At 58.5% G+C, this 19,592-nt stretch carries 21 protein-coding genes; 14 read left to right on the forward strand and 7 right to left on the reverse strand.

From position 1 onward, the window contains the following. Nucleotides 1-95: 95 nt before the first annotated feature. The 3 genes from ACR3EH_RS17345 to ACR3EH_RS17355 are packed head-to-tail and all read left to right on the forward strand — an operon-like array spanning nucleotide 96 to nucleotide 3,103. Nucleotides 96-1,562 carry a leucyl aminopeptidase gene (locus ACR3EH_RS17345; RefSeq protein ID WP_171648448.1) on the forward strand — a complete coding sequence of 489 codons (1,467 nt, stop codon included), beginning with the start codon at nucleotides 96-98 and terminating at the stop codon, nucleotides 1,560-1,562. Between the two features lie 4 nt (nucleotides 1,563-1,566). After that, nucleotides 1,567-2,025, forward strand: a complete 459-nt coding sequence (locus ACR3EH_RS17350) for a DNA polymerase III subunit chi (RefSeq protein WP_171183519.1) — start codon at nucleotides 1,567-1,569, stop codon at nucleotides 2,023-2,025. A gap of 31 nt (nucleotides 2,026-2,056) precedes the next feature. Beyond that, nucleotides 2,057-3,103, forward strand: a complete 1,047-nt coding sequence (locus tag ACR3EH_RS17355) for an aldo/keto reductase (RefSeq protein ID WP_171183517.1) — start codon at nucleotides 2,057-2,059, stop codon at nucleotides 3,101-3,103. 74 nt (nucleotides 3,104-3,177) lie between these two features. Here the strand turns inward: ACR3EH_RS17355 and ACR3EH_RS17360 are convergent, their stop codons facing one another. Beyond that, nucleotides 3,178-4,164: a GlxA family transcriptional regulator gene (locus ACR3EH_RS17360; RefSeq protein ID WP_171090459.1), complete on the reverse strand. Its 987-nt coding sequence runs from the start codon at nucleotides 4,162-4,164 to the stop codon at nucleotides 3,178-3,180. 133 nt (nucleotides 4,165-4,297) lie between these two features. Between ACR3EH_RS17360 and bcoG the strand changes: the two genes are divergently transcribed. The 4 genes from bcoG to ACR3EH_RS17380 are packed head-to-tail and all read left to right on the forward strand — an operon-like array spanning nucleotide 4,298 to nucleotide 7,820. After that, nucleotides 4,298-5,212, forward strand: coding sequence for a 3-dehydrocarnitine:acetyl-CoA trimethylamine transferase BcoG (gene bcoG, locus ACR3EH_RS17365; RefSeq protein WP_171183516.1), 915 nt, complete (start codon nucleotides 4,298-4,300; stop codon nucleotides 5,210-5,212). 60 nt (nucleotides 5,213-5,272) lie between these two features. Further along, entirely contained in the window at nucleotides 5,273-5,590 is a 318-nt protein-coding gene (locus ACR3EH_RS17370; RefSeq protein WP_171183514.1) for a hypothetical protein, read from the forward strand. 8 nt (nucleotides 5,591-5,598) lie between these two features. Continuing rightward, nucleotides 5,599-7,065, forward strand: coding sequence for a carnitine 3-dehydrogenase (locus ACR3EH_RS17375; protein ID WP_171183512.1), 1,467 nt, complete (start codon nucleotides 5,599-5,601; stop codon nucleotides 7,063-7,065). Beyond that, nucleotides 7,062-7,820 carry an SDR family oxidoreductase gene (locus ACR3EH_RS17380; RefSeq protein WP_171183510.1) on the forward strand — a complete coding sequence of 253 codons (759 nt, stop codon included), beginning with the start codon at nucleotides 7,062-7,064 and terminating at the stop codon, nucleotides 7,818-7,820. The genes ACR3EH_RS17375 and ACR3EH_RS17380 overlap by 4 nt, the downstream gene beginning before the upstream one ends. A gap of 1 nt (nucleotide 7,821) precedes the next feature. Here ACR3EH_RS17380 and ACR3EH_RS17385 read toward each other — a convergent pair whose 3' ends face one another. Both ACR3EH_RS17385 and ACR3EH_RS17390 read right to left on the reverse strand, forming a co-directional pair. Then, nucleotides 7,822-8,004, reverse strand: coding sequence for a hypothetical protein (locus tag ACR3EH_RS17385; protein ID WP_171090450.1), 183 nt, complete (start codon nucleotides 8,002-8,004; stop codon nucleotides 7,822-7,824). Between the two features lie 79 nt (nucleotides 8,005-8,083). Then, nucleotides 8,084-8,953: a helix-turn-helix domain-containing protein gene (locus tag ACR3EH_RS17390; protein ID WP_171183508.1), complete on the reverse strand. Its 870-nt coding sequence runs from the start codon at nucleotides 8,951-8,953 to the stop codon at nucleotides 8,084-8,086. 108 nt (nucleotides 8,954-9,061) lie between these two features. Here ACR3EH_RS17390 and ACR3EH_RS17395 point away from each other — a divergent pair, with 108 nt between their 5' ends. From ACR3EH_RS17395 to ACR3EH_RS17405, 3 genes are read left to right on the forward strand one after another with little or no spacing between them, the layout of a single operon-like run. Then, the gene (locus ACR3EH_RS17395; protein WP_171676326.1) at nucleotides 9,062-9,265 is read left to right on the forward strand and encodes a DUF2061 domain-containing protein; all 204 of its coding nucleotides are present in this window, start codon (nucleotides 9,062-9,064) and stop codon (nucleotides 9,263-9,265) included. Then, nucleotides 9,258-10,160 carry a fatty acid desaturase gene (locus ACR3EH_RS17400; RefSeq protein ID WP_171183506.1) on the forward strand — a complete coding sequence of 301 codons (903 nt, stop codon included), beginning with the start codon at nucleotides 9,258-9,260 and terminating at the stop codon, nucleotides 10,158-10,160. Before ACR3EH_RS17395 ends, ACR3EH_RS17400 begins: the two co-directional genes overlap by 8 nt. A gap of 21 nt (nucleotides 10,161-10,181) precedes the next feature. Then, on the forward strand, nucleotides 10,182-11,084 hold the full coding sequence (locus ACR3EH_RS17405; RefSeq protein WP_171183504.1) for an EamA family transporter: 903 nt from the start codon (nucleotides 10,182-10,184) through the stop codon (nucleotides 11,082-11,084). On the opposite strand, the gene ACR3EH_RS17410 is transcribed toward ACR3EH_RS17405, so the two are convergent. The 4 genes from ACR3EH_RS17410 to ACR3EH_RS17425 all read right to left on the reverse strand — a co-directional run bounded on the left by ACR3EH_RS17410 (nucleotide 11,081) and on the right by ACR3EH_RS17425 (nucleotide 15,951). Further along, nucleotides 11,081-12,442 carry a DEAD/DEAH box helicase gene (locus ACR3EH_RS17410; RefSeq protein WP_171183502.1) on the reverse strand — a complete coding sequence of 454 codons (1,362 nt, stop codon included), beginning with the start codon at nucleotides 12,440-12,442 and terminating at the stop codon, nucleotides 11,081-11,083. The genes ACR3EH_RS17405 and ACR3EH_RS17410 overlap by 4 nt on opposite strands. Before the next feature lie 185 nt (nucleotides 12,443-12,627). Next, nucleotides 12,628-13,557 (reverse strand): glycosyltransferase family 2 protein, encoded by a 930-nt coding sequence (locus ACR3EH_RS17415; protein WP_253762149.1) that lies wholly within the window; start codon nucleotides 13,555-13,557, stop codon nucleotides 12,628-12,630. Continuing rightward, nucleotides 13,554-14,297 carry a hypothetical protein gene (locus tag ACR3EH_RS17420; protein ID WP_171183500.1) on the reverse strand — a complete coding sequence of 248 codons (744 nt, stop codon included), beginning with the start codon at nucleotides 14,295-14,297 and terminating at the stop codon, nucleotides 13,554-13,556. Before ACR3EH_RS17420 ends, ACR3EH_RS17415 begins: the two co-directional genes overlap by 4 nt. A gap of 49 nt (nucleotides 14,298-14,346) precedes the next feature. After that, nucleotides 14,347-15,951 carry a peptide chain release factor 3 gene (locus ACR3EH_RS17425; protein ID WP_171183498.1) on the reverse strand — a complete coding sequence of 535 codons (1,605 nt, stop codon included), beginning with the start codon at nucleotides 15,949-15,951 and terminating at the stop codon, nucleotides 14,347-14,349. Between the two features lie 109 nt (nucleotides 15,952-16,060). On the opposite strand from ACR3EH_RS17425, the gene ACR3EH_RS17430 reads away from it, so the two are divergent. The 4 genes from ACR3EH_RS17430 (at nucleotide 16,061) to ACR3EH_RS17445 (ending at nucleotide 19,552) form a co-directional block, all read left to right on the forward strand. After that, complete coding sequence (locus ACR3EH_RS17430; protein WP_171183496.1) at nucleotides 16,061-16,423, forward strand: nuclear transport factor 2 family protein; 363 nt, start codon at nucleotides 16,061-16,063, stop codon at nucleotides 16,421-16,423. A gap of 75 nt (nucleotides 16,424-16,498) precedes the next feature. Continuing rightward, the gene (locus ACR3EH_RS17435; protein ID WP_171183494.1) at nucleotides 16,499-17,278 is read left to right on the forward strand and encodes an SDR family oxidoreductase; all 780 of its coding nucleotides are present in this window, start codon (nucleotides 16,499-16,501) and stop codon (nucleotides 17,276-17,278) included. Nucleotides 17,279-17,280: 2 nt separating this feature from the next. Next, entirely contained in the window at nucleotides 17,281-18,393 is a 1,113-nt protein-coding gene (locus ACR3EH_RS17440; protein ID WP_171648446.1) for a hypothetical protein, read from the forward strand. A 106-nt stretch (nucleotides 18,394-18,499) separates the two neighbouring features. After that, nucleotides 18,500-19,552, forward strand: coding sequence for a methyltransferase domain-containing protein (locus ACR3EH_RS17445; protein WP_171183490.1), 1,053 nt, complete (start codon nucleotides 18,500-18,502; stop codon nucleotides 19,550-19,552). Nucleotides 19,553-19,592: the final 40 nt, after the last annotated feature.

The following is a 19,592-nucleotide window of genomic DNA, read 5'->3' on the forward strand; positions in this document are numbered from 1 at the left end:
GACCTTAATGCAATTGAAGGCCGGGGAAAACTGCTATCTGGTCAAGCGGTGCTACGCGGGCTAGGTCTTGGGGAACAGAATTTGAGGAGTTTACAATGAGCAGTCTGGTACCGATCCGCTTTCAGGAGTTTGACTTGGATGCGATGGCGCAGGCCGAAGGTCGGGTGGTTATCATCATCCCGTCTGACGGCAAGATGAGCCCCGCCGCCCGAAGGGCTAACCGTCTGACAAAAGGGGCTGTCGCGCGGCTGGTCGAAAGCGGGTCTTTCGAAAAAACCAAGACTGCAGATGTGATCTCGCTGGCGTGGCCTGCGGGGATGGTGGCCGAAGCCCTGGACGTTCTGGTGCTGCCGCGCCGCCCTGAGGCGGACGAGGCGCGCAAGGCGGGTGCTGCTGTGGCAAAGCTGGCAGGCGGCAAGGACGTGCTTGTGATGGTTGGCAATCAGGCGCGCACAGAAGATCTGGCTTTGGGTATCGCGCTGCGCAGCTACGACTTTGACGCGCATAAGACCAAAGAAAGCGAAGACGCAGGCACGGTCACAATCAGCCATTCGAAACCTGACGAGGCAGAGGCGGAATTTGCGCCGCTTTACGCAATTGCTGATGGCGTGCGGATGACCCGCGATCTGACCAATGAGCCCGCAAACGTTCTGACAACCTCCGAATTCGCCGACCGCCTGGTCGAGATGCAGGAGCTGGGCCTTGAGGTCGAAGTTCTGGACGAAGACAAGCTGGCCGAGCTGGGAATGCGCACATTGCTGAGCGTCGGGCAGGGCTCGGACAGCCCGTCCAAAGTGGTCGTCATGCACTGGAAGGGGGGTGACAAGGGCGATGCGCCGCTGGCTTTGGTCGGCAAGGGTGTGGTGTTTGACACAGGCGGTATCTCTCTGAAACCAGCGGGTGGCATGGAAGAGATGACCATGGATATGGGTGGCGCAGGTGTTGTCGCCGGTACCATGCGCGCGCTGGCCAAGCGTAAGGCCAAGGCCAATGTCGTTGGTCTGGTTGGATTGGTTGAAAACATGCCATCCGGCAATGCCACACGCCCCGGTGATGTGGTCAAGTCTATGAAAGGCGATACGGTCGAGATCATCAACACCGATGCCGAAGGTCGCTTGGTTCTGTGCGACGTGATGTGGTACGCGCAGGAACGGTTCAGCCCCGTTGGCATGATCGATCTGGCCACGCTTACCGGCGCGATCATCATCGGGCTGGGGCACGAGAATGCCGGTGTGTTCTCGAACAACGATACATTCTGCAACGCATTCCTGAAATCCGCCAAGGCCGAGGATGAAGGCGCGTGGCGGATGCCGTTGGGCGATGCCTATGACAAGTTGCTGAAATCGCGAATCGCCGACATGAAAAACATAGGGGGTCGGCCCGCGGGCTCGATCACCGCCGCGCAGTTCCTGCAACGGTTTGTCAAAGAAGAAACGCCTTGGATCCATCTGGATATCGCGGGTGTGGCCTCGGTTTCCGCTGAGACATCTTATGCACCCAAAGGCGCCACCGGTTGGGGTGTTCGCGCGCTCAGCCGGTTTGTGCAGGACAATTTCGAGTAGGCTTATGGGCGCTGTCTATTTCTACCACCTGACCCGCCAGCCGCTGGAGCGCACCTTGCCGGTGCTGCTGGACAAGGCGCGGCAGGCCGGGTGGAAGATTGACGTGCGGGGCATCGACCCCGCGCGGATGGACTGGCTGGATGAAAAGCTGTGGCTGGGGCCCGAAGACGGGTTCCTGCCGCATGGCCGCGAAGGTGGCCCCCATGACGCAGAGCAGCCAATTTTGCTGACCACAGGTTCGGAAGCTGCCAATGGCGCGTCCTGCGTCATGGCCGTTGACGGCGCGCCGGTCGAGGCGGAAGAAGTCACCGCGATGGAACGTGTGTGCATCCTGTTTGATGGCAATGACGATATGGCTGTTCAACACGCGCGGGGGCAGTGGAAATCGCTGACCGCTGCGGGGTGTTCGGCACAATACTGGTCGGAGGAATCCGGGCGGTGGGAAAAGAAGGCTGAAGCCTGACGGGCGACGCCGTTTTCGGGAGATTTGAAAGATGCAAATGAAGCCCTTGGGCCGTACAGGAATTATGGTGAGCGACCTGTGTCTTGGAACCATGACTTTTGGCACACAGACCTCCGAAGCCGATGCGCACAAGCAGATGGACATGGCGCTGGATGCTGGCATCAACTTTGTGGACGCAGCCGAGATGTATCCGGTGAACCCGGTTTCAAAAGAAACGATCGGGCGCACCGAAGAGATTCTGGGCAACTGGAACGCGGCCAATGCGGCGCGGCGGAGCGATTACATTCTGGCGACCAAGCATTCCGGCGAGGGGTTGTCCTTTGTACGCGACGGTGCGCCGATCACAGGCAAGACGATCCCCGAAGCGATCGAAGGGTCACTGAAGCGGTTGCAGACAGAGTGCATTGATCTCTACCAGTTTCACTGGCCGAACCGTGGCAGCTACATGTTCCGCCAGAATTGGGATTTTGCGCCAACCGGGCACAACACCGATGACGTTCTAGAGAACATGCAGGAGTGTCTGGAGGCGTTGCAGGCTCAGGTCGACAAGGGCAACATCCGCGCCTTTGGTCTGTCCAACGAAAGTGCATGGGGCACGGCGCAGTGGGTGCGTTTGGCCGAAAAGATGGGTGCGCCGCGTGTGGCATCGGTTCAGAACGAATATTCTCTGCTCTGTCGTCTGTTCGACACGGATATGGCCGAGCTATGCGTGCATGAAGATGTCGGGCTGATGGCGTTCTCGCCTTTGGGTACCGGGTTGCTGACGGGTAAGTATCAGGGTGGTGCCGTCCCGGACGGTTCGCGCATGTCGCTTTCGCCTGAACTGGGCGGGCGCAAGTCTGATCGGGTGTTTGATGCGGTCGCGGCTTATCTGGACGTTGCTGCGCGCCATAGCTTGGATCCGACGCATATGGCATTGGCCTGGTGTCGTACACGTCCGTTCATGATGTCCGCTATTTTTGGCGCGACCACGATTGAGCAGCTTGAACACGTATTGGCTGGCGCGGATCTGACGTTGTCAGATGAGGTGCTGGCAGAGTTGGATGCAGCCCATAAGGCGCACCCAATGCCGTACTGAGGGCAGGGGGCGCTGCCCCCGCCGCCTTCGGCGGCTCCCCCGAGGTATTTTTAGCCAGATGAAGTTGGATCCGGTCAGTGATGGGTGGGGTGCGCGCGCTCTTGCCTGAGGTCGCGGGCGGACTGGCCGTGCGCGGTGCGAAAGGCACGGGCAAAGCTGGATTGTGAGGCAAATCCCGTGGCCAGCGCCACGTCCATCAGCGGCATGTCGGTGTCGGTAACAAGTCGGCGGGCCTCGGCCAGGCGCAGTTGCAGATAATGGTCCTGCGGCGTGGTGTTCAGGCGCAGACGGAACTGTTGTTGCAACGTACGCGGGCTGGTGCCCAGTCGGTCTGCGATATAGGCAAGCGGCAGGGGGTCATCCAAAGAGTCCTGCATCAGTGAATTGGCCTTGGCGGTCAAAGCTGTGTGGCGGTGTGGTGCGCCAGTGCGACTTTGCGGTTTGGCAGGGTCTGGAGCGCCTTCGTAGAGGAACAAGCCCGAAACGCGCGCCGCGAAACCCGCGCCATGGCGGGCGGCGATGATGTGCAGCATCATCTCAACCGCTGGGATCGCGCCCCCTGACGTCAGCCTAGTGTCCGAGACGGTGTAGCGGTCAGGGCGTACATCGACCTCGGGGAAGCGCGCGGCGAAGTTTTCCAAGTCTTCCCAATGGGTGGTGGCGGCGTGACCGTCAAGCAGCCCGGCCTCGGCCAGCAGCCATGGGCCGCCGTCGATGCCTGCCATTGTTGCACCGGTGCCTGCGATCCGGCGTAGACCCGCGAGCAGGCTGGGGGTGGCGTGACGGGCCAGTTGGAACCCGGCCACAACGATCATCAGGTCACAGCCTTGTAGACGTGCCAGCGGGATGCCGGGCACTTGCAGGGCGCTGGTCAGCATTGCCGGTTCGGGTGTCGCTGTCACATAGTCCCAGTCAAAAGCCGGGCGGTCGGCCAGACGGTTGGCCGCGCGCATCGGGTCGACGGCCGAGGCGAAGCTGAGCGTGTTGCAGTCATCAAGCACCAGCACCGCCGTTTTCAGGGCGCGATGTTCGGGTTGCAGTATGTTTTTTGCGGATTGCATCAAGTTCGATTCGCATTCTGGCAAGTTGTTTTCCCAAGGCTGCGCCAGAGTCGGGTCAGAACGCAAATCGGAATCCGGGGAGAAGCCTGGGGAAAACTCAGGTCAAAACCGGGTATAACTTGGGGAAAACGCCATGCCTCTGGAAATGAACCGTGATGTCTTTATCACCTGCGCCGTGACCGGCTCGGGTGGAACGCAGGATCGCAGCCCTCATGTACCGCGCTCGCCGCAGCAGATTGCCGACAGCGCGATTGCTGCCGCCAAGGCTGGGGCTGCAGTTGTGCATTGCCATGTGCGTGACCCCGAAACCGGTGCGCCAAGCCGTCGGCTGGACCTGTATCGTGAGGTGACAGACCGGATTCGCGACGCCGACGTGGACGTTGTTCTGAACCTGACCGCGGGGATGGGTGGGGACATCGTGTTTGGGGGCGTTGAAAGCCCGTTTCCTGTGAATGAGGCCGGGACTGACATGATCGGCGCGTCGGAGCGCGTTGCGCATATTGCCGAGTGTTTGCCCGAAATCTGCACTTTGGACTGTGGCACCATGAACTTTGCCGAGGCCGACTACGTCATGACCAACACGCCCGGTGCGCTGCGCGCTATGGGACAGATGATGACGGATATGGGGGTAAAGCCCGAGATCGAAGCCTTTGACACCGGCCACCTATGGTTTGCCAAGCGGTTGGTGAAAGAGGGGATTCTGGAGCCCAACGCGTTGGTTCAGCTGTGCATGGGTGTGCCGTGGGGTGCGCCGGACGATCTGAATACCTTCATGGCGATGGTGAACAATGTCCCCGATGATTGGACCTACAGCGCATTTTCGCTGGGGCGTAACCAGATGGCTTATGTCGCCGCTACGGTGCTGGCGGGCGGCAACGTGCGCGTGGGTCTGGAGGATAACCTGTGGCTGGACAAGGGCGTGCTGGCCGAGAACTGGCAACTGGTCGAACGGGCCGGGACCATCATCGAGAATATGGGCGCACGGGTCATCGGGCCGCAAGAAGTGCGCGAGAAGTTGGGATTGGAAAAACGCGCGCCCAAAAACTGATTTGTTCGCGTTGGACGGCCCAATCCGAAAGCTCAGGGTGTCAGCATAAGGATTTAAACCATGCGAGCGTTTCTGGTGATGTGCGTGGCGCTCCTGATGCTGTGCCTACCCCGGGAAGGGGCAGCGCAAGCCACAGAGGACGACTTGGCCCGCCAGGAGTGCGAAGCCAAGGGTGGACGCTATGAGGTGGGTGGGCGACTCCGGCAGTTTATCTGCTTTGAACCTTTGCCAGACGCCGGGGAGTCCTGTGAAAAAGCCTCCGATTGTGCAGGGTTCTGCCTGTCGGACACCAAACAATGCAGTGCCGTTACGCCGAAATTCGGATGTATTTCGCATCTGGATGAGGCGGGGCAGGCACAAGTGATCTGTATCGATTAGAGGACGATATGACAAAAACGGCAGCAATCATCGGGGGTGGGGTCATTGGCGGCGGTTGGGCTGCACGGTTCCTGCTGAATGGCTGGAACGTCCGGGTGTTCGACCCGGACCCGGAAGCAGAACGCAAGATTGGTGAGGTTCTGGACAATGCGCGACGGTCTCTGCCGGGCTTGAGCGATGTGCCGTTGCCGGCCGAAGGGACGCTGAGCTTTCATGATGACATGGCCGACGCCGTAGAAGGCGCGACTTGGATTCAGGAAAGTGTGCCGGAACGGCTGGATCTGAAACTAAAAGTCTACAAGGGTTTGCAAGAAGCTTGCGACCCGGGCGCAATCATCGGGTCGTCGACCAGCGGCTTCAAACCCTCGGAACTGCAAGACGGCGCGCTGCGCCCCGAGCAGATCGTCGTCACACATCCGTTCAACCCGGTCTACCTGCTGCCGCTGATCGAGCTGGTGCCCACCGACAAGAACCCGCCCGAAATGGTCGCGCGCGCGCAGGAGTTGCTGAAATCGGTCGGGTTTTTCCCGCTGCACATCAAGAAGGAAATTGACGCGCATATTGCGGACCGGTTCCTTGAAGCGGTGTGGCGAGAGGCTCTGTGGCTGGTCAAGGACGGCATTGCAACGACCGAAGAAATCGATGAGGCGATCCGGATGGGCTTTGGCATCCGTTGGGCGCAGATGGGCCTGTTCGAGACCTACCGCGTGGCCGGGGGCGAGGCCGGGATGCGTCATTTCATGGCGCAATTTGGTCCGGCTTTGAAATGGCCTTGGACCAAGCTGATGGATGTGCCCGAATTCACCGATGAGCTGGTCGATATGATCGCCGATCAGTCCGACGCACAATCTGGGATGCACTCGATCCGCGAACTGGAGCGCATTCGCGACAACAACCTTGTGGGTATGATGCGGGCCCTCAAGGCGCAGAATTATGGGGCAGGCGCGGCTCTGAACCAGCATGATGCGCTGTTAAAACCGGGTGCCTTGCCGACATTGGATCAGGCGGACCTGAGCCAGCCGATCCTGACCCTGTCGCGCGCCGTCCCGCTGGATTGGACGGACTATAATGGCCACATGAATGAGGCGAAGTATCTGGAGGCCTTTGCCGCCGCCACGGACCGCTTCATGGAGATCATCGGTTGCGACATGGAGTACATCTCGTCGGGCGGCAGTTACTTCACCGCCGAAAACCACATTCGTTACATCGATGAGGTCAACGCGGGTGCAAAGATCGAGGTGCGCACGCAGATGCTGCTGGGGCAGGGTAAGAAGCTGCACGTGTTCCACAGCATGTATGAAGGCGACAAGCTGCTGGCCACAGGCGAAAGCTTTTTGCTGCATGTCAGTCTCGAGACGCGCCGACCCAGCCCTCCTTCCCCTGAAATCGAAGCGGCGATGGCTCGTATTGCCGAAGCTCAGTCCGCGTTGCCCTACCCCGAAGGTGCGGGGGCCGCTATTCGGAAGCCCTCATGAGACGAAGGGTGCTTGTGACCGCTGGCGCGTCTGGTGTCGGTCGCGCCATGGCCGAAGCGTTTGATGCGGCTGGATATGATGTCTGGGTCACGGATATCGATCCGGTGGCATTAAATTCTGTTCCGGATCATTGGACGGCACATCGCGCGGATGTTGTGGATGAGGCCGACATGCGCGGCGTTTTTGACGCTGTTTCGCAGGCGGGTGGTTTGGATGCGTTATGTGCCAATGCCGGAATAGCAGGGCCAACGGATGCCATCGAAGACATCGATTTGAACGCTTGGCGGGTCTGCGTCGCGGTTAATCTGGACGGTGCGTTTCTGGCTGCCAAATATGCCGCCCCGTTGATGAAGTCAGCGCGGGCGGGCAGCATCATCCTGACTTCGTCGACGGCAGGTCAGTACGGCTATCCGTTTCGTGCGCCGTATGCCTCGGCAAAATGGGCGGTCATTGGATTGATGAAAACACTTGCGATGGAACTGGGCCCGCATGGGATACGCGCAAACGCAATCTGCCCAGGCGCAGTTGAAGGCCCGCGCATGGAAGGTGTTCTGGCCCGTGAGGCAGAAGCCAAAGGCATGAGCCGCGATGCGGTGTACCAAGGCTATGCCTCAGGCACGTCCATGGGGCGCTTTGTCGAAGCGCAGGACATAGCCAATATGGCCGTCTTCCTTGCGTCAGATGCGGCGCGGCTGGTGTCGGGTCAGGTCATCGCGGTGGATGGTCACACGGTTAATCCTGACCCAAAACTGTGATCTAGCCCTGATTTGGCCCACGGATCTGGCGGATGGTCTGACGGACCGCCTGCCAGTCCTGTGCTTCCTGCTGGTTTCCGGCAGCCTCGCATTCGCGCATTTTCTGCGCAGCTTCGGCCTCGGCCCGGTCTCCGTGAGCGGCGTAAAGGGCACGTGCGTATTGAGCGGTTTGTAATGCGTCCATTCCTGTGGTCCTCCGTCTGTGGTCGGAATGCCCGAAGGTTCGCGCCAACGGACCATAGCACAGGATTGGTCTGCCCGCATCATGTGGTTTCAGAAATTCTGGATCTGAGCTGCCGCAGGTGGTTGGGAAAGTTTCGGGCAGTCACATCAGCTTCGCGCACCAGCGTGTCGAAGTGACGTGTAAAGGTTTCGATTCGGTCCCGGTCGCGGAACGCCATATAGTGACTGCCAGCGTAGAACACGCAAAGCAGGGGGCCGAAAATCGTCACCGGCGCGGAATAGAGGCGTTTGGCATCAAATAGATAGATCCGCATTCTGGGGTAAAGCTGATCGCAAAGTGTCAGAAGGTGGTCGATCTGTTCCAGCCGCACCTGCGCGCTAAGGCCGCTGTAATACCCTGTGGCGCTTGCAAAGCTCTCGATTTCGAACAGCGGCATGGCGATTTCATAATCCGATTGCGCGCTGCGCATCCAGGCCAACCTGTCCTCAGACGCGCCGATGGCCTGATCTGCCGTGCGCCCCAGATGCGGGGCATATTCCCATTCCAGCACAGCACGGGTCTTGAGCATGTCGGGCAGGGTCGCCGGGACATAGCGAACCTTGTAACCAGCGGCCTCCTTGTGCCACTCGAAGATCCGTTCATCGACCAGCGCGCGGGGGGCTTCGGTGAAACTCAGAGAGCTGGCCAGAAGCTCGGCCGCGCTTTCGGGCCTGTCAGAGAGGCTCAATAACCAATCGGCTGAAACACCAAGTGCGGCCGCGCATCCTCCGACCACATGCGCGTTGGGCAGACGCGCACCATGCCCGGTCAAAAGCTGCGATACGGTCGAACGATCAACACTGATGTGCCGTGCCAGCGCGCTTTGACTGATGTCTCGCTGCTCCATCGCCTGAGCCAGACGTTGACGGAACTGAGCGGCGCGATCTCTTTTGTCGATTTTTTCCTGCATATATTGATAAATATCATAGATGTTGAATTTTGTTAATCATATTCAGAATTCCCACCATGACCATCGCCCTGTAACCCTTTGAAAAAAGCAAAAAGACTGAGGGTCGGAATGGAAACGCGGCGAAGATCTGTCGTGAAAGCAATCGTTCGGAATGTCATGGGGCTTGTCACCATGACTGTTGTGGGGCTGATTGCCACGGGCTCGGCTACTGTGGGCGGGGTTGTGGCGCTGGTGAACACCGCCATTGGCCTGACCATGTATGTGATTTACGAGCGGGTTTGGGCAGGTATCTCGTGGGGGCGCAATGGCTGAGCGACCCACTTCCCAATCGCCTGAATGGGGCACATTGTTCCTGATCATTGCCTGCTATGGGGCGTGGCTTGCAGGTCTGTTTTGGTTGGCAAGCCTGTCAGTTTGGCTGGCCGTTCCAGCCCTTGCTGTTGTTGCGGCGCTGCATTCGTCGCTGACACATGAGGCCCTGCACGGGCATCCTTTCCGCACAAAATGGGTAAACGAGGCGCTGATGGCGCTGCCGCTGACGCTGTTCATCCCGTACAACCGCTTTCGGGATTTGCACCTGGCGCATCATCAGGATGCAGCGTTGACCGATCCATATGACGACCCGGAATCGAACTATTTGGATCCCAAGGTCTGGTCGACTCTTCCGCGCGGCTTACAAAAGCTGCTGGCGGTCAACAACACGCTGCTTGGGCGCATGGTCTTGGGCCCGGCTATCGGACAAGTTCTGTTTCTGCGCGACGAATGGCGAGGCGCGCGGCATTGGGACAAGGATATCCTGCTGGCTTGGGCTTTGCACCTGCCGGGTGCGGCGGTGGTGCTGTGGGTTGTTGCCCAGTCGTCTATGCCGGTTTGGGCCTATTTGATTTCTGCCTATTTCGGGCTGGGGCTGCTAAAAATACGGACCTTCCTTGAGCACCGTGCGCATGAAAAATCCCGTGCGCGTACGGTTATTATCGAAGACCGGGGCCCGCTGGCTTTTCTGTTTCTGAACAACAACCTGCACGTGGTTCATCACATGAACCCCAACGCCCCGTGGTACCAGTTGCCGCAACTGTATGAAGACGGCAAGGATAGGTATCTGGCCTGCAATGAGGCTTACGTGTACCGGTCTTACGCGCAAATTTTCCGGCAGTATCTGCTGCGCGCGAAAGACCCTGTGCCGCATCCGCTCTGGCCAAAGTCCTGATTTGACGACACAACGGGTGGCATGAGTCTCTGGATCCCTGTCACCATCGCTGCCGCCAGTTTTCAGACGGTACGTTTCATGCTGCAAAAGTCGCTGAGCAGTGTGAAACTGTCTGCGGCTGGCGCAACGTTTGCGCGCTTTGCTTATTCCATGCCGTTGGCCGTTGCGGGTTTGATGGTCGCTTTGCAGGTAACGGGGGCAAGCCTGCCACCGCTCAGCCCTTTGTTCTGGCTATACGCGGTGATCGGCGGGACGGCGCAGATACTGGCGACGATTTGTGTTGTTGCCCTGTTCAAGCAGCGCAACTTTGCGGTGGGGATCACCTTTAAGAAAACCGAAGTGATTCAAACCGCGATTGTCGGCTTTCTTGTGCTGGGGGATCGCGTGTCAGCGGGTGCGCTTGTGGCCATTCTGTTGGGGCTTGCCGCAGTTCTGCTGCTGTCGAAAACACCCGGAGGTGATGGGGCTTGGTGGCGGCATCTGACCAACCGCGCCTCTCAACTTGGGCTTGGTTCGGGTGTGCTGTTTGCATTTTCCGCCGTCAGCTATCGCGGTGCTTCGTTGCAGCTGGGTGAGGTCGATGCGTGGTTTCGGGCCTTGGTCACTCTGGCCGCCGTAGTCACGTTTCAATTTCTCAGCATGGGGCTGTGGCTGTTGTGGCGCGATCGGTCCGAGTTGATCGCAGTCTGGCAAACGCGGTCCACCGGCATCTTTGTCGGGCTGACCAGTCTGGGTGGGTCGTTCTGCTGGTTCTGGGCCTTCACCTTGCAAAACGCTGCATATGTCAAAGCTTTGGGGCAGGTCGAATTGCTCCTCAGCTTGATGGCCTCGACATTGTTCTTCCGTGAAACGATCACCCGGCGAGAGATCGCCGGAATGACTTTACTGGGGCTTTCGATACTGGCTCTGGTGCTGGCAATTTAGCCAGCACGACGCTCATCAAAGCTAAGAGCGATAAAGCTGGGCAGATGATCACCCATCCCCACAACAACCGGACCGTTATCAGCCTTGCGGCCTCGACCGCGCCCTTTCGGTTCGCGCTCTTTCCGGGTGTCCTTAGCGCCTTCCTGGTCTTTGGCCCTTTTCTCGGGCTTCGGTTTCTCAGATTTGGGCTTTTCGGGCTTGGCCTCTTCCTTGACCGGGTTGTCGATGCGCGGGATGTCTTTCTGGATCAGCTTTTCGATTGCATCCAAAGCTTTCTCATCACGGCCCGAGCAAATCGTGATGGCCTTGCCTTCGCGCCCGGCGCGACCGGTGCGGCCGATGCGGTGGACGTAGTCCTCGGCATGGCCGGGCACGTCGAAGTTGAACACGTGACTGACCGAAGGAATATCCAAACCCCGCGCGGCGACGTCCGAGGCCACCAGCAGGCGCAACGATCCATCGCGGAACCCGTCCAGCGTTTTCATGCGCTGCGACTGGTCCAGATCACCATGGATCGCGGCAGCGTTATAGCCGTATTTCTTCAGCGATTTCGCGCAGATATCCACATCTGTCTTACGGTTGCAGAAGATGATCGCGTTGGTGCACTTGTCGCCCTCGGCATCGATCAACGCACGCAGAACTTTGCGTTTGTTGCTGGCCTCACGATCGCGGCGACCGCCTTTGAACATGACGACGCCCTGTTCGATGGTCTCGGATGCGGTGGCCTGACGGGCAACCTCAATCCTGGCAGGGGCGGATAGGAAGGTGTCGGTGATCCGCTCAATCTCAGAGGCCATGGTGGCCGAGAAGAACAGGGTCTGGCGCGTGAACGGCGTCAGCGAGAAGATGCGTTCGATATCGGGAATAAAGCCCATGTCCAGCATCCGGTCGGCTTCGTCCACCACCATGATCTGAACACCGGTCAGCAACAGCTTGCCGCGTTCGAAATGGTCCAGCAGGCGGCCCGGCGTGGCGATCAGAACGTCAACGCCCCGGTCGATCAACGCCTCTTGCTCCTTAAAGCTGACGCCGCCGATCAACAGCGCTTTCGTCAGTTTCAGGTGCTTTGTGTAGGTGTCGAAATTCTCAGCCACCTGCGCGGCGAGTTCCCGTGTCGGGCACAGAACCAGCGAACGCGGCATGCGTGCACGGGCGCGGCCACGGGCCAGCAGAGTGATCATCGGCAGGGTAAAGCTGGCGGTTTTGCCAGTGCCGGTCTGCGCAATCCCCAGAACATCGCGACCTTCCAGAGCAGGCGGAATCGCACCTTCCTGGATCGGAGTGGGAGTTTCGTATCCGGCTTCCTCAATGGCTTTGAGGACCTTTGGGTTCAGGTTCAGTTCGTTAAACTTTGTCATGTAAGTCCGGTTTTTGCGGACACTTGACCTGGCCCGCGCGTCAAAGATGTGCCGGGCCCGGATGGCCATGCGCGCAATGCGCCTGTTCGGCTTGGGGGCGGACATAACAAAAACGTAGGTCAGGGTCAAATGAAGTCGGCTTAATGCGGGGCACGCAGACTGTTCGCAAGATTTTCCGCAACAATTCAGCAGCTTCCGGGGAAGTGTTTCGCCATTTTTTCATCCAAATCCAGGGGGCGGTGCCGCAACAGGCCGTGCCGGTCCAGTCGAGCGCGCACTTCGGGGTCTGCGCCGCTCATTTCATAGAAAAAAGCGCGCAGTCCTTCCATGCCCTGTTCGTCCTCAATCCAGTTGAGCAGTTCGTTTTTGTTCAGCCCGCCTTGCTCGCGCGGTACATTTGGGGCCATGCCTGCCTGATACGAGCCGCGATCCATGCGGAATTGGTAATGCCCGATCCAGTGATCCCAATCCGGGGCGTGTCGGTGGCACAGTTCAACTTCGGGCAGCTCGTATTTGCAAGGCAGCAGTTTTTTGTTCTGAAACAGGTTGTGTATGCGGAAGTTCAGGTACTTCAGACCGGTTCGTACGAACAGCTTGCCCTGCACGTGGCTGAGAAAACCGCCCAGAACAAATGCTCCGTAGGTCGGGTAGATGGCTTCGACCAGAGCCTCGCGGTTGGGGCCCTGGGGGATGTGTGCCTTGTACAGATCGTCACCGCCAGCCAGGGCTTCCATAGGGCGGACGCGTGCGGCGTTGAGGTTGGGCGGCACGTTGCCCAGCACTTCGGCGATCGGGATCGGGGACCAAAGAAACTCGTCTACATCGATATGCGTCAGCCAATCCAGGGGCGTGTTGCGATAGGCAAATGTCGCGTGAACCGTCTGACGGACCTGATGCTTTTCCGGCCTTGCACGTCCTCGCTTTTCCCAAAACGCATCGTCGCAAACCCGCACGCGCACTTTGGGGTGCATCCTGAGCGCTCGAAAGGTGTGCCGGTTGGGTTCGTCCATGTAGATATACATGAAGTCTGCGCCCAGCTCGAGGTGATGCGCCACAAAGCGCAGTACGTTCTCGGTCGAACCCCGAACCATCGATACGATACCCCAGGTGGTCATGCGCGCGTCGCGCGGGCGTCGCGCATCTGTTTCAGGCGGCGAAAGACACCGCCGGGATCTTTGTTGAGTTCCGTCATCAGGTGATCGACCAGCGGCGCGATGGTTGGGTCATGCATCGCCTGGGTCCAGATTGGGGCGATAAGATTGACGTCCAACCCACCTTTTTCAAAAGAAAAACCCTTCATCTGAAAGGGCAAATCTACATGGTTTTTGTCTTCGAACCGAAAGGGCGAATCTGGGGCCAGACCCGAGAACAGGCGTTCAAATTCGTAAAGCTTCATCAGACCAAACAGCATCCGCAACGCGTGACCCACCTCGCGCTGTGTCGCCGTCTGGCCGTGGTCTGCAAATGTCTGAACCGAAGACACCAGCCAGCGCAGGTCGAGTGTGGCCAGCAGGTGATCGGACTGTTCGTCCCACAATCGGCAGAAAAGGGCTGGCGCGTGGCGGGGAAAAGACCGTTTTCTAAGGTTCGAAATCAATTGCGCGTTTAGGAAGGCCAGTTCCGACTGACCAACAAACTCGCGCGCGATTTGGGCGCGTTTGCGATCCCACGTGGTGCTGCGTCCGACCGGCACTTCGGTGGCGCTGTCTGGAACCGTGCGTCTGGCCAGATCATCCAGATCAACGTCGGGATCGGGCAGCGTGAGGGTGCCGAACTGAAACGGACTGCGCCGGTTCTCATAGCTGTCCAGCATGTCTGGCAGACCACCGGGATAGGTCAGTTCGTCGTCACTCATGTGCGCAGGATTGCACAGCCGGGTTCGGCTGCGCAATCAGCCAGTTGGATCACACCATCATCTCTTTTGTCGCGGTCAGGTTTAGCGCCGGATAGTCGCGCACGACCCGGTCGATGTCCCATTGCAGGCGCGTCAGATAGACGATGTCACCGTCATGATCATGGGCGATGTGCTGCTTGTTGGCGTTGACGAACTTCTCGACCTCGGCCTTGTCACCGCTGACCCATCGGGCTGAAGTGAATTGCGACGCCTCGAACCGAACGGGCAGGCCGTATTCCATCTCAATCCGGCTGGCGAGCACTTCGAATTGCAGCGCGCCGACAACGCCGACGATAAAGCCCGACCCGATTGAGGGTTTGAACACTTTGGCCGCGCCTTCTTCGGCGAATTGCATCAGGGCTTTTTCCAGATGTTTAGCTTTCATCGGATCGCCCGCGCGGACACCTTGCAGAAGTTCCGGCGCAAACGAAGGAATGCCGGTAACGCGCAGCGCCTCGCCCTCGGTCAGCGTATCGCCGATGCGCAGTTGGCCGTGGTTCGGGATGCCGATGATGTCCCCGGCCCAAGCCTCTTCGGCCAGTTCGCGGTCGGATGCAAGGAACAGAACCGGATTCGAGATCGCCATGGGCTTTTTGGACCGCACATGCGTCAGCTTCATGCCACGTTTGAAGTGACCTGAAGCCATACGGACAAAGGCAACCCGGTCGCGGTGCTTGGGGTCCATATTGGCCTGCACCTTGAAGACAAAACCTGCGACTTTCTTTTCGTCGGGCGCAATCTGACGCGGTTCCGCCGATTGAACCTGCGGCTGTGGGCCATAAGCACCGATACCTTCCATCAGCTCTTTGACGCCAAACGAGTTGATCGCCGAACCAAACCAGATCGGGGTCATGTGGCCTTCCAAAACCGCCTGCGGGTCAAGTGCTGGCAGCAGTTCACGCGCCATCTCGACCTCTTCCAGCAGTTTTTCCAGCAGATGCTCGGGCACATGTTCGGCCAATTTAGGATCGTCCAGCCCGTTGATCTGGATGCTTTCGGCCACCTTGTTGCGGTCAGCGCGGTCCATCAGTTCCAGCCGGTCACGCAGCATGTCGTAACAGCCGATGAAATCACGGCCCACGCCAATCGGCCAAGCGGCTGGCGTGACGTCGATGGCTAGCATTTCCTGAATTTCGTCGATGATCTCGAACGTATCGCGGCTTTCCCGGTCCATCTTGTTACAGAAGGTCAGGATCGGAAGATCGCGTAGACGGCAAACCTCGAACAGTTTCTGCGTCTGGCTTTCCACACCTTTCGCACCATCGATCACCATGACGGCCGCGTCCACCGCAGTCAGCGTGCGATAGGTATCCTCGGAAAAGTCCGAGTGACCGGGTGTGTCCACCAGATTGAAGCGGAAATTGTCATAGTCGAACGACATGGCCGATGCGGAAACCGAGATGCCCCGATCCTTTTCCATCTGCATAAAGTCCGACCGCGTCCGCCGTGCCTCGCCCTTGGCGCGCACCTGACCGGCCATCTGGATCGCGCCCCCGTACAACAGGAACTTTTCCGTCAGCGTCGTCTTGCCCGCATCCGGGTGCGAGATGATGGCGAATGTCCGGCGGCGGGCGATCTCGGGCGGCAGGGTGGGTTGGTTCGAGGTATCAAGCATGAGCGCGCGTATATGCGGGGAAACCCGCCGAAGCAAGACAAAGGGGGTGGTTCGAATCATGTGCCTGTGGCAATAAGAACATATAGTGAACAAATAATGGAGAGGATCAATGAATTTGAAAGAGATTGCAGATGAACTGGTCGCCGGATGCCGTGAGGACCGTGCCAAGGAAAACCTGTTTAAGCTTTACGCTCCCGATGCTGTTTCGGTCGAAGGGCAGGACTTTCAAGGCATGGGGCGCGAAACCCACGGCGTGGAAGCCATACGTGGCAAGCATGAGTGGTGGGAAAGTGCCCATGAAGTCTCGGGGGCTTCCGTCAGTGACCCGTTTCCCCATGGTGACGACCGTTTTGCCGTGATTTTCGAAGTGCAGGGCACTGTGAAAGATACCGGTGAAGCTTTCGATATGCGCGAAGTGGGTGTCTACCACGTTGCCGATGGCAAGATTGTGCGGGAAGAGTTCTTTTATTGATGAACGAACCGTTTCTGGTCTTCTTTGTCTGGCCAGTGCTAGACATGCGCACGAAGACAGGCAAAGGGGATCAGAATGGATCTTGGCATTCAGGGAAAACGTGCGCTGGTGTGTGCCAGTAGCAAAGGGTTGGGATTGGGCTGCGCCGAGGCGTTGGCCGAAGCAGGCGTTGATCTGGTGATGAACGCACGGGGTTCTGACGCTTTGGAGGCTGAGGCTGCGCGTCTGCAGAATGACTACGGCGTCAAGGTGAACACCGTTGCCTGTGATGTCACCACAGCCGAAGGGCAAAAGGCCGTGATTGATGCGGCGCAGGGCGTTGATATTCTTGTGACAAATGCAGGTGGCCCCCCTCCGGGTTTGTGGTCGGACTGGGATCGTGACGACTTCATTAAGGCGTTGGATGCCAACATGCTGACGCCAATTGCGTTTATGAAAGCACTGTTGCCCGGAATGATCGACAAAGGATGGGGGCGTGTCGTCAACATCACGTCGCAATCGGTGCGTGCTCCGATCCCGGCCTTGGGGTTGTCGAACGCGGCGCGCACGGGTCTGACCGGATATGTGGCCGGCACGTCGCGTCAGGTTGCGCCCTTTGGGGTCAATGTCAACAACCTGCTGCCGGGAATTCATGCCACCGACCGGGCGGATTCACTGGACAGCGGTGTCGCATCGCAACAAGGCATTTCGATGGATGAGGCGCGTGCAAACCGAGCAGCCACGATCCCTGCACGCCGCTACGGCACGCGGCAGGAATTTGGTGCCGCTTGCGCGTTTCTTTGTTCGCAACAGGCAGGTTTCATAATCGGGCAGAACATTCTGCTGGACGGTGGCGCCGGAAACATGACGATGTAAACATGGCTCAGAATTTCTCTTTAAAAGACCAGTTGTTCAATGCGGAAAAAACCCGTTATCTCGCGGGTTTGTTTGACGCAGCTGATGCGTCTTTTGATGCCGAGGCGTTTCATGCACAGGTCATGTCGCGTCTGCTGGAACTGGAACTGAAAGAGAGAATGGCGTGGATTTCAGACTGTCTTCAACAGGCTGTGCCGGGGGGCCTGCCAACGGTTGCCCCCGTCATCCTGCGGGCTTTGCCGCCGCCTTTGGACCCCACGAAAACAGATGACGATTTCGGAGATTTCATCTTTGCCCCCTTGGGCGAATGGGTGGCGGCGATCGGGCAGGATCATGTGGAACTGGCGTTGGATGTGTTGGAAGAGATAACACAGCGGTTTTCCATGGAGTGGGCCATTCGCCCGTTTCTGAATCAAGCCCCTGATGCTGTGATAAAGCGGATGCAACAGTGGTGCAGCCATGACAGTTATCATGTGCGCCGGTTGGTCAGCGAGGGCACACGCCCCCGGTTACCATGGGGACAGGGGATTGATCTGGAATTGACCGATCCGCTACCGTTGCTGGACCAGCTGCACGGGGACGGCACACGCTATGTCACCCGGTCTGTGGCCAACCATCTGAACGACATCACCAAGAAGAACCCCGAACTGGTATTGGAACGCTTGAAAAAGTGGCGCGTTGCTGGGCAACAAAACACGGCCGAGTTGAATTGGATGACGTCGCACACATTGCGCGGGCTGGTGAAAGCAGGACACCCTGAGGCGATGAAGGTGCTGGGGTTTGATCCGGATGCTGAAATAGCTGCGTCAATTGATGTGATTTCTGAAGCCCGGATTGGTGATGCGCTTGAGTTTTCAGTTGCCCTGACCGGTGCAGGCGAACAGCCGGTTCTGGTGGATTATATTGTTCATTTCCAACGCCCTGGTGGGAAAACCTCGGCCAAGGTGCATAAACTCAAGCAGGCGGCGCTGAAGAATGGTCGCTTGCACCTAAGCAAACGTCATAAGCTGAAGGGCGACGCCACAACGTTCAAACTGGTGCCCGGTGCGCATCGTCTTGAGGTGCAAGTGAACGGCAAGGTTCGTGCAGGTGTCGATTTCGAGCTGCTGGGCTAGGCCCACATATAAAGTTAACGTTTTTGTAAAAAACGCAGGCTTTGGATTGCTTGACACAGCGCGCTGCATTACCTGCGGACCAACCAAGTATGAAGGGAAGACTGCGATGAAGCATGAATCGGTGCAGAATTACTATGGTGAAGTCCTGCAGAGCAGCGCGGATTTGCAGACCAACGCGTGCTGTACGCCCGATGACATGCCGGATCACGTGAAAAAGATCCTGTCGAAAATCCATGACGACGTGCTGACCCGGTACTACGGCTGTGGTTTGATCGCGCCTCTGGATCTTGAGGGCATGTCGATCCTCGATCTGGGCTGCGGCGCGGGGCGTGACGTCTATGCTTTGTCAGCCATGGTGGGCGAAACGGGCCGGGTGGTTGGTGTCGACATGACGCCCGAGCAGTTGGAGGTTGCCCGTGCGCATCAGGACTATCACGCCCAAGCCTTTGGGCACGCCAAAAGCAACGTTGAATTCCATCACGGCTATATCGAAAAGCTGGATGAGCTGGACTTGGAGCCCGGATCCTTCGACATCATCGTGTCGAACTGCGTCATCAACCTGGCCACCGACAAAGATGCAGTTCTGCGCGGCGCGCATCGGCTGCTGAAAGAAGGCGGCGAGATGTATTTCTCGGACGTTTACGCAGACCGCCGTATCCCGCAGGCGATGGCCGAGGATGAAGTGCTGTATGGCGAATGCCTGTCGGGTGCATTGTACTGGAATGACTTCCTGTCGATGGCCCGTAAGGCCGGTTTTGGTGATCCAAGACGCGAGACTCACCGTCCGTTGACTATCGAAAATCCCGCGCTCGAAGCACGTGTGGCACCGCTTAAGTTCCTGTCGGCGACGTATCGATTGTTCAAACTGCCCGCACTGGAACCGGCTTGCGAAGATTACGGCCAGGCGGTGATCTATAAGGGCACTGTGCCCAACGCCCCGCATGAGTTTGTTCTGGACGATCATCACATCATCGAAACCGGCAAGGTCTTTCCGGTCTGCGGCAACACATGGATGATGCTGCAGGACACGCGGTTCGCGCGGCACTTTGACTTTATCGGTGACTTCTCGACCCATTACGGCATCTTCGAAGGCTGCGGCGGTGAAAGCCCGTTTGAGGCCGTGGGTGAAACCGCATCCTCGGGCGGCGGCTGCTGCTGATCCCTTGCACCTGAGGGGCGGGGTTGCTATCCCCGCCTAA

Source organism: Ruegeria sp. BG7 (genome assembly GCF_056535685.1).